11 protein-coding genes are annotated in these 14319 nt (G+C 62.2%); 4 read left to right on the top strand and 7 right to left on the bottom strand.

What is annotated here, in order from left to right; all coding sequences use genetic code 11:
- Positions 1 to 171: 171 nt before the first annotated feature.
- Genes AC07Y2_RS02340 through AC07Y2_RS02330 form a run of 3 tightly spaced genes read left to right on the top strand, consistent with a single transcriptional unit; the run spans position 172 to position 3149 of the window.
- Positions 172 to 2295 (top strand): putative bifunctional diguanylate cyclase/phosphodiesterase, encoded by a 2124-nt coding sequence (locus AC07Y2_RS02340; protein WP_074692094.1) that lies wholly within the window; start codon positions 172 to 174, stop codon positions 2293 to 2295.
- 41 nt (positions 2296 to 2336) lie between these two features.
- Positions 2337 to 2828 (top strand): M48 metallopeptidase family protein, encoded by a 492-nt coding sequence (locus tag AC07Y2_RS02335; protein WP_007959720.1) that lies wholly within the window; start codon positions 2337 to 2339, stop codon positions 2826 to 2828.
- 24 nt (positions 2829 to 2852) lie between these two features.
- Positions 2853 to 3149 (top strand): winged helix-turn-helix domain-containing protein, encoded by a 297-nt coding sequence (locus AC07Y2_RS02330; protein WP_039767983.1) that lies wholly within the window; start codon positions 2853 to 2855, stop codon positions 3147 to 3149.
- A 42-nt stretch (positions 3150 to 3191) separates the two neighbouring features.
- On the opposite strand, the gene AC07Y2_RS02325 is transcribed toward AC07Y2_RS02330, so the two are convergent.
- Positions 3192 to 3644: a GNAT family N-acetyltransferase gene (locus tag AC07Y2_RS02325; RefSeq protein WP_064599990.1), complete on the bottom strand. Its 453-nt coding sequence runs from the start codon at positions 3642 to 3644 to the stop codon at positions 3192 to 3194.
- A gap of 256 nt (positions 3645 to 3900) precedes the next feature.
- Between AC07Y2_RS02325 and AC07Y2_RS02320 the strand changes: the two genes are divergently transcribed.
- Positions 3901 to 4638 (top strand): substrate-binding periplasmic protein, encoded by a 738-nt coding sequence (locus AC07Y2_RS02320; protein ID WP_064599988.1) that lies wholly within the window; start codon positions 3901 to 3903, stop codon positions 4636 to 4638.
- A gap of 6 nt (positions 4639 to 4644) precedes the next feature.
- On the opposite strand, the gene yccS is transcribed toward AC07Y2_RS02320, so the two are convergent.
- The 6 genes from yccS to AC07Y2_RS02290 all read right to left on the bottom strand — a co-directional run bounded on the left by yccS (position 4645) and on the right by AC07Y2_RS02290 (position 14126).
- Entirely contained in the window at positions 4645 to 6828 is a 2184-nt protein-coding gene (yccS, locus tag AC07Y2_RS02315; protein ID WP_103385370.1) for a YccS family putative transporter, read from the bottom strand.
- 110 nt (positions 6829 to 6938) lie between these two features.
- Positions 6939 to 8117, bottom strand: a complete 1179-nt coding sequence (locus tag AC07Y2_RS02310) for a BaiN/RdsA family NAD(P)/FAD-dependent oxidoreductase (protein WP_103385371.1) — start codon at positions 8115 to 8117, stop codon at positions 6939 to 6941.
- A gap of 143 nt (positions 8118 to 8260) precedes the next feature.
- A complete protein-coding gene (gene dbpA / locus AC07Y2_RS02305) occupies positions 8261 to 9646 on the bottom strand; it encodes an ATP-dependent RNA helicase DbpA (protein ID WP_103385372.1) in 1386 nt (461 codons plus the stop codon).
- Positions 9647 to 9767: 121 nt separating this feature from the next.
- Entirely contained in the window at positions 9768 to 11195 is a 1428-nt protein-coding gene (gene mdtD / locus AC07Y2_RS02300; protein ID WP_039767988.1) for a multidrug transporter subunit MdtD, read from the bottom strand.
- 151 nt (positions 11196 to 11346) lie between these two features.
- Positions 11347 to 12684 carry a TldD/PmbA family protein gene (locus AC07Y2_RS02295; RefSeq protein WP_103385373.1) on the bottom strand — a complete coding sequence of 446 codons (1338 nt, stop codon included), beginning with the start codon at positions 12682 to 12684 and terminating at the stop codon, positions 11347 to 11349.
- Entirely contained in the window at positions 12684 to 14126 is a 1443-nt protein-coding gene (locus tag AC07Y2_RS02290; RefSeq protein ID WP_103385374.1) for a TldD/PmbA family protein, read from the bottom strand. Before AC07Y2_RS02290 ends, AC07Y2_RS02295 begins: the two co-directional genes overlap by 1 nt.
- Between the last annotated feature and the right edge of the window lie 193 nt (positions 14127 to 14319).

Below are 14319 nucleotides of genomic sequence, written 5' to 3'. Positions count from 1 at the left end.
CGTTAGTCGGCTGCCTGCTGGTTTGTTTAAATGATGGCTGGATGACAGCTATTGCTTTTACAGATCCCGGACTAGAGTGAAGACTCGGTGACTGTACGGTTTTCACGAGAAGCCGCGCGGAACACTGACCCGAGATGCCCCGACACGAGTTGTCCCGACAAGAGAAGCAGCATGGAATGCGCGCAACCCCAGCCAGGTGAAGGCAGCTCAGTCCTTTTGATCGTCGATGATTACCCTGAAAACCTGATCAGCATGCGCGCGTTGCTGCAGCGCCAGGACTGGCAGGTATTGACCGCCGCTTCCGGTTACGAAGCGCTCAACCTGTTGCTCGAACACGACATCGACCTGGTGCTGCTGGATGTGCAGATGCCGGGCATGGACGGTTTCGAAGTCGCGCGGCTGATGCGCGGCAGCCAGCGCACGCGCCTGACCCCGATCATTTTCCTCACCGCCAACGAGCAATCCCAGGACGCCGTGATCAAGGGTTATGCCAGCGGTGCGGTGGATTACCTGTTCAAACCGTTCGATCCGCAGATTCTCAAGCCGAAAGTCCAGGCGTTGCTCGAGCACCAGCGCAATCGCCGGGCCTTGCAGCGCTTGAGTCAGGATCTGGAATCGGCGCGGGCCTTCAATGCGTCGGTGCTGGATAACGCCGCCGAAGGGATTCTGGTGCTGGGCGAGGATGGTTTGATTCGCTTCGCCAACCCGGCGATTTCCCGGTTGCTCAATGCGCCGGTAAAGGAGCTGGAAGGGCAGGAGTTTCTCGATTATCTGCAGAAACCGCACATTCCGCTGTGGGCCGATTCCGAGTTTTACGCCGGTTACAAACGTGGCGAGACGCTGCGTCTACACGATGCGTCGCTACGCACCGCACCGGGGCAGCAGGTGCCGGTGGCCTTGTCCTGTGCGCCGCTGCCGAGTGAACAGCACGCGATGGTGGTGACGGTGCTGGACATGTCGGTGGTGCGTCATCTGCATCAACAGCTGGAATTTCAGGCCGTCACCGACCCGCTGACCGGGCTGCTCAATCGTCGGGGTTTTTACCAGACCGTTGAAAACCTGCTGCTGCGCGGCGAGCGCACCGACAGCAGTTGGGTGCTGATGTACCTCGATCTCGACGGCTTCAAAAGGGTCAACGATTCCCTCGGCCATGATGCCGGGGACCGGGTGTTGCGCTGGGTCTCCGAACAATTGAAAGCCTGCCTGCGGCCGTTCGATATTCTGGCGCGGATGGGCGGCGATGAATTCACCGCGCTGCTGGATCTGGAATTCCCCGAGCAAGCGGCGAAGATTGCTGAAAAACTCATAGAGCGGGTGTCGATCTGTCAGCAGATTGAAGGGCTGGATATTGCGCTGGGTGCGAGTATCGGCATCGCCACTTACCCGGATTGCGGCAACAACCTTGACGGTTTGCTGCGCGCCTCGGACATCGCCATGTACGAGGCCAAGCGTGCCGGGCGTCAGCAATATCGTTTCTACGATCATGAAATGAACGGCCGCGCGCGGTCGCGGCTGATGCTGGAAGAAAGCGTGCGTAATGCCATCGAGAACCGCGATTTCAATCTGGTGTATCAGCCGCAGGTGGCCATTGGCGATGGTCGCGTTCGTGGTTTCGAGGCGTTGCTGCGCTGGCAGCACCCGAGTGTCGGCGACGTGCCGCCGGGGTTGTTCCTGCCGTTGCTGGAGGAGGCGACGTTGATCAGCCGCCTCGGCAGCTGGATCTATCATCGCAGCGCCGGGCAGCGTAAGGCGTGGGAGGCCGAGTTCTCCAGGGATCTGGTGATCGGCGTGAGCCTGAGCAACACTCAGTTCGGCCTGCCGAATCTGGTGACCGAATTGCGCCAGGTGCTGGAGCGCCATGGTTTGCAGCCGCACCAGATGGAAGTGGAAGTCACCGAAGAGGCGCTGACGATCAACCCGGACGAGACCCGCAAGCAGCTGAAGCTGCTGCGCAATCTCGGGGTGCGGGTGGCGCTGGATGATTTCGGTTCCGGAGCCTGCTCGCTGGCGCATCTGCGCGATCTGGAACTGGACACTCTCAAGCTCGATCGCCACCTGATCGCCCGATTGCCGGACTCGTCCCGCGACGCTTCGCTGGTGCGCACGGTCATCGACCTGTGCAAGGAATACGGCTTGCTGGTGATTGCCGAAGGCGTGGAAACCGTCGAGCAATACCAGTGGCTGCAAGCCCATGGTTGTCAGTACGTGCAAGGCTTTCTTGTGGCGCGGCCGTTGGTCGCCGAGGACACCGCACGCTTTACCGAGCCGTTCGACTGGAGCGCGTTGGCCGGTTGAATTCGCTACACTGGCGGCCTTTTCATGACCCGTGCCGCCCCATGACTGCGTTGAAATACCTCCAGGCCTATCCCGCGAATCTGCAGGATCAGGTGCGCCAATTGATCGCCGACAACCGCCTCGGTGATTACCTGAGCCAACGCTATCCGGGCCGCCACGATGTGCAGAGCGACAAGGCGTTGTACGGCTACGCGCTGGACCTGAAGCAGGAATACCTGCGCAACGCCCCGGCCATTGACAAGGTGCTGTTCGACAACCGCCTCGACCTGACCCATCGCGCCCTCGGCCTGCACACCACGGTCTCGCGGGTGCAGGGCGGCAAGCTCAAGGCCAAGAAAGAGATCCGCATCGCCTCGCTGTTCAAGGACGCCGCGCCGGAGTTTTTGAAGATGATCGTCGTGCACGAGCTGGCGCACTTCAAGGAGTCGGATCACAACAAGGCGTTCTATAAGTTATGTGAGCACATGCTGCCGGGTTACCACCAGGTCGAGTTCGACCTGCGGGTGTATCTGACCTGGCGGGACATGCAATAAGACATCAAACAACGGAGCGCATGCATGGACGTGAGCAAGACCAAGAGCAGTTTCTACCGGCGCTTGTACGTGGCGTACCTGATCGACAGCGGCCTGGCCAGCAGCGTGCCGGCGTTGACCGAGGTCACCGGCATGCCCCGGCGTACGGCGCAGGACACGATTGCGGCGCTGACGGATCTGGATATCGTCTGTGAGTTCGAACAGGAGGAGGGCGCGCGCAATCATGCGGGGCGCTATCGGATTCGGGAGTGGGGGGCGATCGATCGGGGGTGGATCGAGCGGAATTTGCGGCAGATCAAGGCTGTTCTCGAGTATCCCTGACTTCAGCAGTCCCTTCGCGGGCAAGCCCGCGAAGGGGAAATCTCAAGACCGACGCATTCCTATGTGCGGAATGTCATCCTCAAGATATTCCTCACCCGCCACCACAAACCCATACCGCCCGTAATACCCCTGCAAATGCGCCTGGGCCGACAGATAGATCGGCACTTCAGGCCAACGCTTCTGCGCCTGTTTCAGCGCCTGTTCCATCATTTCATGCCCCAACCCTTTGCCACGCCCGGCCGGCGCGGTCAGCACGCGGCCGATCACCACGTCGCCACCCTGGGATTCCGGATCCAGCAGGCGCAGGTACGCCACCAGTTGATCATCGTCCCAGCCCATCAAATGGCAGGTGTCACCGTCCAGATCCTGACCGTCCGGATCCAGGTACGCGCAGCGCTGTTCGACCACGAACACTTCCGAGCGCAATTTCAAAATGGCGTACAGCTGCTCCAGTCCCAGATCGCTGTGATGTTTGCAGACCCACTCGATTGTCATCTTCCGATTCCTTGAACAACGTCGCCCGATACTAAGCGCCCCGCCGAAATATGTCTGTATGGCTGAGAAATCTGTGACAAAGGCCAAAATGCCATCATTCCAATATCGCGGCTCGCCGTACTTTGTGTAATCTGCTGGGAAGCACTGTGCAATGGCTTCAATGAGCTAAGGTTAGGGCCTGGGATTCGCCGGTAAGGGGCCTTGGGGTTTTGACTGAAAACACGCCGGGCGGCCCGCCCGCTAAGGATTTTCAAGCATGCCGCGATTGCATCGAGCCTTTGCTTTGATCGGATTGCTGTTGCTGGGTCAAAGCGCGGCAGCGGAGAAATTGCGTCTGGTGTTCGACGTCTGGCCGCCCTTTACCGATGACACGCTGGTCAACGGTGGGCTGGCGACCGACATCGTCAGCACGGCCCTGGCCCGTGCCGGTTATGCCAGCGGTTATGAGCAGGTGCCGTGGGCGCGGGCGTTGCTGGGTGTTGGCGAAGGACGTTACGACGTGCTGGTCAACGCCTGGTACAACGACGAGCGCACGAAGATCGGGCAGTTTTCCGCCGAGTACCTGCTCAATCGCGTGCGCTTCCTCAAGCGCAAAGACGCGCCCATCGAATACAACAACCTGCAGGAACTGCATACCTATCCGGTTGCGGTAGTGCGCGGCTATGCCTATTCGGCGCCGTTCGATGCCGACACCGCGTTGCAGAAAGTCCCTGTGCATAACTTCGCCATGGCCGTGCGCATGCTCGCGGCGGACCGGGTAAAGCTGACCCTGGAAGACGAATACGTGGCCCGCTATTACCTGGCCCGGGAATCACAGAAGGTACGTAACGCGGTGGAGTTTCTGCCCAAGCCGCTGAGCGAGAACAGCCTGCACATTCTGGTCAGCCTGAAGAACCCGCAGCACGAACAGATCGTGGCCGGGTTCGACAAGGCGATTGCGTCGATGAAGGCCGATGGCAGCTATGAAAAGCTGCTCAGGCAGCACGGCATGTGAGGCGGCTCAATCCTCGGCTGTGTCCTTGATCAGGTGCGCCGCCAGCGTGCGCAACGGGCCGAGCTGGCGGCAGATCAGCGCCAGTTGCGTCTGCACCAGCCGCTGGCCCTCGTCGATTTCGTCCGGCATCTGCTCCAGCTCATTGGCCAGCGCTTCTTCCTCATCGCTTTGAATGGCAATCGGCTGTTTGCTCGCCAGACCCTGGGCGATCTCATCGATGCTCGACGCCAGACTCACCCCGGCGCCGTCGATCAAATGTTCGCGCACCTCGGCCGGCAACTGGGTTTCGCGGTGCGCGCCGAGGCCTGACAAATAGCTGAGCAAGGTGTGCGATAGCACCAGGAAGCGGAAGCCCACGTCGGCTTCCTTCCGGAAATGCCCCGGCTCCATCAGCATGTTCGCCAACGTTGTTGATAGTGCGGCGTCGGCGTTGTGCGCGTTGCGCCGGGCCAGGCGATAGGCGAGGTCGTCGCTCTTGCCGGCGGCGTATTGCTGCATGATCTGGCGCAGGTAGATGCTGTTGCAGGTGAGGGTGTTGGCCAGCACTTTGTTCAAGCGCCGACCCTGCCAGTCCGGCAGAAACAGGAACACCGCCAGTCCCGCGATCAGGCTGCCGAGCAAGGTATCGAACAGCCTCGGCACAAACAGCCCGTAGCCATCGCCGACCTGGTTGAAGCAGAACAGCACCATGATCGTGATCGCGGCGGTGGCCACGGTGTAGCGGGTGGTGCGGTTGGTAAAGAACACCACGCCGGCGGCGATGGCGAAGCACGACTGCACCAGCGGATTCGGGAACAGATCGAACAGCGCCCAGGCAATCGTCAGGCCGATCGCCGTGCCGAAAATCCGCTGGCCGAGTTTGCGCCGGGTGGCGCCGTAGTTCGGTTGGCAGACGAACAGCGTGGTGAGGATGATCCAGTAACCCTGCGACGGGTGAATCAGGTGCACCATGCCGTAGCCGATGCTCAACGCCAGCGGCAAACGCAGGGCGTGGCGGAACAGCAGCGAGGTCGGCGTCAGCTGCGTGCGCAGACGAATCCACACGTCCTTGAAGTTGCGCGGCGAGCGGTCGAGCAGGCTGCTGTCGGTGGCATCGGCCAGGGCATCGGGGTTGCTGGCATCGCTGAGCAAACGGTCGAGGGTGCCGAGGTTGGCCGCCAGTGCCCGCAGTGAGCGGAGCAGGCCACGCCAGGCCGGGTTGCTCTGAATGCGCAGGTGTTCGAGGGAAGCATGCAGGTCGCTCAGGGCTTCGGCGAAACTCGCGTCGTAGGTGAACGGCTGGCGCATCTGGATCGATTCGGCCAGCGCCCGACAGGCCTTGCCTTGCTGGCGCAGCAGGCGCTGGCAGCGGAACAAGACATCGCTGTGGAAGAACGCATCGGCCAGGGCGTTGTAGGGATAGTGCGAAGAGCTGGCGCGTTCGTGAATGTCTTGCGCCAGGAAGTACAGCTTCAGGTAACGGCTGACTTTCGAGCCCGGACGACCGTTGCCGACCCGGTGCAGGATGATTTCCTTGGCGCTGTTCAGGGCTGCGACGACCCGGCCATTCTGCTGGGCCAGTTCCAGTCGCCGCGCCTCTACGTCCATCTGACGGATCGGCTCGAACAGCGAGGATTTCAGCTTCAGGTAATAGCCGAGTTCGCGGAACAACCGCGCCAGACTCTGCTGCACCGGCTGGTTGGAAAACATCGCCTGCCACAGCACCGACAGCAGGCCGTACCACGCGGCACCGGCCACCAGCAGCATCGGCTCATGCCAGAAATCCGTGACCGCGCCACCGCGCTGATCCACGCCGATCATGGTGTAGACGGAAAGAATCAGCGTCGCCGAAGCAATCGCCCCGTAACGTTCGCCGAGCGCACCGAGCATGGTCAGGCCGAAGCTGGCCAGTGCCAAAGCGATGACGAAAACGATGGGGTAGGGGAACAGCAATTCCACGGACAGCGCCGCGACGCTGAAACACACCAGCGTCACTGCCAGTGCGTTGAGACGGCCCTGCCAACTGTCGTCGGTCTCGGCCAGGGCGCTGGCGATGATCCCGAGGAACAACGGGATCAGCAGCCCCATTTCATCCTGATACCAGCACAGCGCCATGCTGCCGGTCAGGGCGATGAACACCCGCACGCTGTAGCTGAATTTATCCAGCGCCCACAGGCGCCGCAAAGACTGACGAAACGAGGTCGAGGACATGAAGTGCGAAGGCCTTCCGAGGCGATGCCGCTAAATTGAGCCAGTAATGACGCCGACGCAATGGCGCCGATCACATCTGACAGCAAAAAGTGTTCCGCACGGCCTTCGAATCAGACGTATTGCGCCGCCGCGTAACCCGATGCCCACGCCCACTGGAAGTTGAATCCGCCCAGATGTCCGGTGACATCCAGCACTTCGCCTACGAAGTAGAGGCCCGGGCTTTTCAGCGATTCCATGGTCTTGGACGAAACTTCGCGGGTGTCGACGCCACCCAGCGTCACTTCGGCGGTGCGATAGCCCTCGGTGCCGGCCGGGACGACTTTCCAGCTGCCGAGCTTCTCGGCGATGTCCGCCAGTTCGGCGTGGGTGTACTGCTTCATCGGTTTGGAGACAAACCAGTTGTCCGCCAGCAGGTTGGCCATCTTCTTGGTGAAGATTTCACCGAGCAGGGTTTTCAGCTCGCTGTTCGGACGCTCGGCGGTTTGCTGTTGCAGCCAGTTCGCGGCGTCATGATCGGGCAGCAGGTTGATTTCGACCGTGTCGCCCGGCTCCCAGAACGAGGAAATCTGCAGAATCGCCGGGCCACTGAGGCCGCGGTGAGTGAACAGGATGTTCTCGCGAAAACTCTGGTCGTTGCAGCTGACCAGACAATCCACCGAGGTGCCGGACAGTTCGGTGCACAAGTCCTTGAGCTGATCGGTGATGGTGAACGGCACCAGACCGGCGCGGGTCGGCAGCAGTTCATGGCCGAACTGTTTGGCGACCTGATATCCGAAACCGGTCGCGCCCAGCGTCGGGATCGACAGCCCGCCGGTGGCGATCACCAGCGACTGGCACTGGATCTGGCCGAGGGTGGTGTCGAGCAGGTAACCGCCCTCGACTTTCTCGATGGTCTGGATCGAGGTGTCGAGGTGCAGGTTGACGCCGACCTGATCGCACTCGTCCAGCAGCATGCCGAGGATGTCGCTGGATTTGTTATCGCAGAACAGTTGGCCGAGTTTCTTCTCGTGATACGGCACGCCGTGTTTGGCAACCATGCCGATGAAATCCCACTGGGTGTAGCGGGCCAGCGCGGATTTGCAGAAGTGCGCATTCTGCGAGAGAAAATTGCTCGGTTCGGTGTACATGTTGGTGAAGTTGCAGCGCCCACCGCCGGACATCAGGATTTTCTTGCCGGCCTTGTTCGCGTGGTCGAGCAGCAGCACCTGACGCCCGCGCCCGGCGGCGGTCAGTGCACACATCAACCCTGCGGCGCCAGCGCCAATGATCACGACTTCGGTAGAGCGCAAAACGGTGTCCTCACACAATGATCACGTAGATCGTTCCCACGCTCTGCGTGGGAATGCCGCCATGGACGCTCTGCGTCCGCTTTTGAATCGTGACGCGGAGCGTCACAGGATGCATTCCCACGCAGAGCGTGGGAACGATCAGGTCAGAGGATGCGAACGCGCAGCGAACGACCCTTGATCTTGCCGTTGTTCAAGCGCTGCAGCGCCTGCATGACCACGGTGCGTTCAACAGCCACATAGGACTGGAAGTCGAAGATCGCGATCTTGCCGACCTGGGCGCCCGGAATGCCGGCCTCACCGGTCAGTGCGCCGAGAATGTCGCCCGGACGCACCTTGTCCTTGCGCCCGCCAGCGATGCACAGCGTGCTCATCGGCGGTTGCAGCGGGGCACCGCCCTGGGACTTGAGGTTATCCACCTGATCCCAGTTCAGCGGGGTTTTCTGCAGTTGTTCGATGGCTTGCGCGCGGTGGGCTTCGGACGGCGCCACCAGGCTGACCGCGATGCCTTTCTCGCCGGCACGACCGGTACGGCCGACGCGGTGAATGTGAATTTCCGAGTCGCGGGCCAGTTCGACGTTGATCACCATGTCCAGTGCATCGATGTCCAGACCACGGGCGGCAACGTCGGTGGCAACCAATACCGAAGTGCTGCGGTTGGCGAACATCGCCAGCACCTGATCGCGGTCACGCTGTTCCAGATCGCCGTGCAGGCCGACGGCGGAAATGCCTTTGGAGGTCAGGTGATCGACGGTTTCCTGCACCTGCTGCTTGGTGAAGCAGAACGCCACGGTGGAGGCCGGACGGAAGTGATGCAGGACCTTGGTCACCGCGCTCATGCGCTCTTCCGGGGAAATCTCGTAGAAGCGCTGTTCGATCTGGGTGTCGTCGTGGAACGCTTCGGCCTTGACCGTTTGCGGGTCGCGCATGAACTTCGACGCCAGCTGCTTGATGCCCACCGGGTAGGTGGCCGAGAACAGCAGGGTCTGACGGCGGGCCGGGGTCTGTTCGATGATGTCTTCGATGGCGTCGTAGAAACCCATGTCGAGCATGCGGTCAGCTTCGTCGAGGATCAGCGTGTTGAGGCCGTCGAGAACCAGCGAACCCTTGCGCAGGTGCTGCTGGATGCGGCCCGGCGTACCGACGATGATGTGCGCGCCGTGCTCCAGCGAGCCGATCTGCGGGCCGAAGGATACGCCGCCGCACAGGGTCAGGACCTTGATGTTGTCTTCGGCGCGGGCCAGACGACGGATTTCCTTGGCGACCTGGTCGGCCAGCTCGCGGGTCGGGCAGATCACCAGTGCCTGGCAACCGAAGTAGCGCGGATTGATCGGGTTCAGCAGGCCGATGCCGAACGCGGCGGTCTTGCCGCTGCCGGTCTTGGCCTGGGCGATCAGGTCCATCCCCTTGAGGATCACCGGCAAGCTCTGCGCCTGGATCGGCGTCATCTGGGCATAACCGAGGGAGTCGAGGTTAGCCAGCATGGCGGCGGACAGCGGCAAAGTATTAAAAGCGGTGGCGATGGTGGTCACGGGACTGGCCTGCAAAACAAAATGTCGCGCAGTGTAGCAGCCTCTGGCCACTTTCCTCGAAAGTTCTGGACGAACGCAAAGCCTGTGACGAGGGCCGGTCCCCTCGCCACGCAGACCCCGGTCAATGCTCGATGTGTTCCTCCCGGCGCTTGGCGCGCCGTCCGTCCTCTTTCGAGAGCTGCGAGAAAATCGTCGCCGCCAGCATCGCCATGATCCCGACGGTCACGAACGTGAGCTGGAAAGCGCCCAATACGGTCTCGACGCCATCGTTGCCGATCTCCGCCGTAAAGCCGCCGAGCAGCGCACCGGCACACGCCACGCCAAGGCTCAGCGACAACTGCGCCACCACCGACAGCAAACTGTTGCCGCTGCTGGCGCTGGCGTCGTCGAGGTCGATCAGGGTCACGGTGTTCATCGCGGTGAATTGCAGCGAGTTGATCGCCCCGAGAACCGCCAGCAGGCACAGCAGCAGCCAGTACGGCGTCTGCTCGCTGACCAGACCCATGCTCGCCAGCATGATCCCCAGAAACAGCGTGTTGCCGGTCAGCACGATGCGATAGCCCAGACGCTCGATCAGCGGCCGCGCGCCCCACTTGGCGACCATCGCCGCAGCCGCCAGCGGCAGCATGCTCATCCCGGCCTGGGACGGCGAATAACCCAGCGCCACTTGCAGCAGCAACGGCACCAGAAACGGCAGGGCGCCGCTGCCCAATCGGGCGAACAGGTTGCCGAGGATGCCGACCGCGAAGGTGCGGGTCTTGAACAGCGACGGCGCGAACAGCGGGTTTTCAATGTGCCCGGCGCGCAACCAGTACGCTGCCAGACACGCCATGCCGCCGAACAGCAACAGCATCACCCGTAGGTGCGGCAGGTGCAGTTCGCCGAGGCCTTCCATGGCGATGGTGATCAGTACCATCGCCGCGCCGAACAGCAGGAACCCCAGGCTATCGAAACGCGTGCGCTCGGTACCGCGCAGGTCGGGGATGAACTTCCACACCGCATAGCAACCGATGACGCCGACCGGCAGGTTGATCAGGAAGATCCAGTGCCACGTCAGGTATTCCACCATCCAGCCGCCCATGGTCGGGCCGATCAGCGGGCCGAGCAGGCCGGGAATGGTGATGAAGCCCATGATCCGCACCAGTTCCGAGCGCGGGTAGGCGCGCAGCACCACCAAACGTCCGACCGGCAGCATCAGGGCACCGCCGAGGCCCTGGATCACGCGCGCGCCGATCAGCATGCTCAGGCTGCTCGACAAGGCGCAGAGCAGCGAGCCCAGGCTGAACAGCAGGATCGCGCCGAAGAAGATTTTCTTGGTGCCGAAGCGGTCGGCGATCCAGCCCGACGCCGGGATCAGCAAGGCCACGGTGAGCATGTAGGCGATGATCACGCCCTGCATGCGCAGCGGGTCTTCGGCCAGGTCCCGGGCCATGGCCGGCAGGGCGGTGTTGAGGATGGTCCCGTCGAGGGACTGCATGAAGAAAGCGATGGCGACGACCCATGGCAACCAGCGGGCGGTGATGGCGTCGAGAGGCGGGCGGTTGGGCATGGAACCTCTTGTGGGTTGTTGGATGATCGTTCCCACGTCGAACCGTCCGCGTGGGAATGCCGCCATGGACGCTGTGCGTCCGCTGTAAAGTGACGCGGAGCGTCACGGGATGCATTCCCACGCAGAGCGTGGGAACGATCAGGTCCGGGATTTACAGGGTCAAGGTCAATCGGCTCACCAGCGCCCCCGGCAACAACGCCGACGAGGTATTGCGCTGGCTATAGGTGCTCGCCGACAGCAGCAACTCACGCTCGGCAGTCAACGCTTCCAGCTGCGAACCCAGCAGGCTGTAGGCGCTGTCGTCGAAACGCATGGTGCTGACCGGCGCCTGAATCTCGCCGTTTTCCACCCAGAATGTGGCAAACCGGGTCATGCCGGTCAGGCGCGCCGCCGGTTGATCCGAGAAGTTCAGGTACCAAAGGTTGCTGATATACAACCCGGTGCCCAACTGCTTGAGGATCTCGTCCTGGGACAAGTCGCCGGCGGCCATGTTCAGCGCGCTGGGCGATTCACCGCCGCCGGCGCCGTTGGCGGTGAGGCCGTATTCGGCTGCGCTGCGCGAGCCGACCAGTTGCTCGCCGGCCTGGCCTTCGATGATCAGCCGCAGATCGCTGCGCGGGTAACCCTCGCCGGAAAACGCCGGACTCAGCGAACCACTGACTTTTTCGTCGAGGGACACCAGCGGGCTGAACGCCTGATCGCCGGCATACAGCTTCTGCAACGGGCTGCTCTTGCTGGCAATCGACTGCGCCGAGAAACCGCCCCAGCACAACATGCCCATGATTTCTTCCAGCGCCGCCGGTGCCAGATAGGCGCGGTACTGGCCGGGCGGCAAGGTGCGCAGCGGTCGACCGAGAAACTCGAGTTGCTCGCGGGCCTGCTGGAAGCGGCGGGCGAAGTCTTCGCTGTTCCAGTCATGTCCGGCGTAGCTGGCCTTCACCGCTTCGCCGTTCTCGTGGAACAGGCTGAAGTCGAAGTTGAAGCTGTTGGCCTGATGCCAGCCGAATGCGCCGGAAGAACTGGCGAAGCCACGGCTGATGGGGCCAGCAGCGTAGAAACCGACCAGATCCAGACCTTCGGCCGCTTGAGCGATTTCAGCGACAACTTGCTCGGTGTCCGGCAGCGGATGCTCCTGCACATTCTTGCTCTGCCAGCCGTTGTGGTTGAGCAACAGGTACGGATCCTGCGGCAGCAGCGGCAGGGTTTCACGCAGCTGTTGCAGGCCTTCGGCAAGGCGTTGCAGGTCGGCTTCCTGATCGCCGGACAAGGTGATCTGCAGGTCGGCATGGCGACCGTCGTCGATCAGTTTCAGACCGATACCGGCTTGCTGAACTTGCCCGGCCTGACGCACCTTGGCGTGGTTGAAGCGCACGAAGGCCGATGATTCGGCGTCGTAACTCAGGGTGAACTGTTCCGGCTCGCGCACGGCATCGCGCAGCCAGTTGACCAGCAGCTTGAACGCCTCGGACTGGCTCTTGGAAATACTCATCAGGCGTCTCCCCCAAACACATCAACATTGCTGAACACGCAGGCCGGTGAAGCGTGGCCGACGCGGATCACCTGGTTCGGTTCGCCCTTGCCGCAGTTCGGCGTGCCCAGCACCTGGGTGGTGGCGGCGTTGCCGACGGCGCGCAGACTCTTCCAGAAGTGCGCGGAAATGCCCCGGTAGTTCGGGTTTTTCACCACGCCCTTGAGTTCGCCGTTTTCAATCAACTGGCCCCATTCGCAGCCGAACTGGAATTTGTTGCGTGCATCGTCGATCGACCATGAGCGGTTGGTGCTCATCAGAATGCCGTTTTCGATACCGCCAATCAGTTGCTCCAGTGGCTGGTCGCCCGGCTCGATGTTGAGGTTGGCCATGCGGTCGATCGGCGGTCGGTTCCAGCTGCAGGCGCGGCTGTTGGCAACGCCGTCCAGACCTGCGCGGAACTGTGACAGGGCTCCGCCCAATGGCCGGACCAGCAGGCCTTCGCGAATCAGGAATTGTTTGCTGGCCTTGGAGCCGTCGTCATCGTGACCGTAACTCGCCAGTTCTTCGGGAATGCCCGGATCGAACGTCACGTTGAGCAGTTTCGAGCCGTATTGCAGGCTGCCGAAATCCGCGGCTTTGACGAAACTGGTGCCGGCGTAATTGCGCTCGTCGCCGAGAATCCGGTCGAGCTCCAGCGGGTGGCCGATGGATTCGTGGATCTGCAGCATCATCTGGTCGGGCATCAGCAGCAGGTCGCGCGGGCCTTGCGGGGTGTTCGGCGCGAGCAGCAATTGCAGCGCCTGATCGGCGACTTGCGGACCGGCGCCAATCAGTCCGCAGCGGCTGATCACGTCGGCGCCGCCCTGCTGACCGAAGTTCTCGCGGCCGAGGCTACGGGTCTGGCTGTCGTTGCCGTCGTAGGCGGTGACGTCCAGGCTCGGGTAGACGAAGCGTTGGGCCTGGCGCAATTCGGCGCCGGCGCTGCTCAGGTAGATCTGTTCGACGTGGGTGATGCCGATGCTCACTTGCCAATTCACCAGGCGCTCATCCCTTGGCACCGAGGCGGATTCCGCGCCGAGCAGCTCGAAGCATTCGCTCAGGGACGGGAAGGGTTGCTCCAGATTGGGTGAAAAGTAATCGGCGCGGTCGCTGGAAACCGGCTGCTGGCTCAGGTCGAGCAGGGCGTGCGGTTTGATCCGCCGGGCCTGCTGTTCGGCGCGCTCGAGGGCGGCTTGCAGGCCTTGTTGCGACAGGTCATTGGTCGCGGCGTAGGCTTCGACGCCGTTGATGCGAACGGTGAGCATCGCGCCTTCGTCGCGGCTCAGGCTCGGCGGTTCGGCGACGTTCTTGCGCACCGACAGGTACTGGCCGGACTCGCGCACATACCGCAAGGAAAAAAACTCGGCGCCCGTGCGCAAGGCAGCGAAGCGCTGCTTGAGCTGGGGGTGGAAATCGAACATCAGGGAACCTCCTTGTCATGGGAGCAGCGGCGAAGCGGATTCGGCGGGGAGGGATGAAGCGATCAGGCGAGGACTAGAGTAGGCCTGCGTGGGGTGTAGGATCAAGTGAAGAGGGGGTGTAGGGGGATTTACTCTGATAACAGCAGATCGTTCCCATGCTCCGCGTGGGAACGCCGCCATGGACGCTCCGCGT

The organism is Pseudomonas sp. GW456-12-1-14-TSB6, assembly GCF_059424205.1.
Note: the sequence above shows the minus strand (reverse complement) of the source record. Positions and strands in the feature narration are given on the sequence as shown.

Bases quoted from the DNA above. Each gene is read 5' to 3' on its own strand.
- mdtD (WP_039767988.1), bottom strand. From the start codon at position 11,195: ATGCCCAACCGCCCGCCTCTCGACGCCATCACCGCCCGCTGGTTGCCA.
- AC07Y2_RS02330 (WP_039767983.1), top strand. From the start codon at position 2,853: ATGGACGTGAGCAAGACCAAGAGCAGTTTCTACCGGCGCTTGTACGTG.
- AC07Y2_RS02290 (WP_103385374.1), bottom strand. From the start codon at position 14,126: ATGTTCGATTTCCACCCCCAGCTCAAGCAGCGCTTCGCTGCCTTGCGC.
- yccS (WP_103385370.1), bottom strand. From the start codon at position 6,828: ATGTCCTCGACCTCGTTTCGTCAGTCTTTGCGGCGCCTGTGGGCGCTG.
- AC07Y2_RS02325 (WP_064599990.1), bottom strand. From the start codon at position 3,644: ATGACAATCGAGTGGGTCTGCAAACATCACAGCGATCTGGGACTGGAG.
- AC07Y2_RS02295 (WP_103385373.1), bottom strand. From the start codon at position 12,684: ATGAGTATTTCCAAGAGCCAGTCCGAGGCGTTCAAGCTGCTGGTCAAC.
- AC07Y2_RS02335 (WP_007959720.1), top strand. From the start codon at position 2,337: ATGACTGCGTTGAAATACCTCCAGGCCTATCCCGCGAATCTGCAGGAT.
- AC07Y2_RS02320 (WP_064599988.1), top strand. From the start codon at position 3,901: ATGCCGCGATTGCATCGAGCCTTTGCTTTGATCGGATTGCTGTTGCTG.
- AC07Y2_RS02340 (WP_074692094.1), top strand. From the start codon at position 172: ATGGAATGCGCGCAACCCCAGCCAGGTGAAGGCAGCTCAGTCCTTTTG.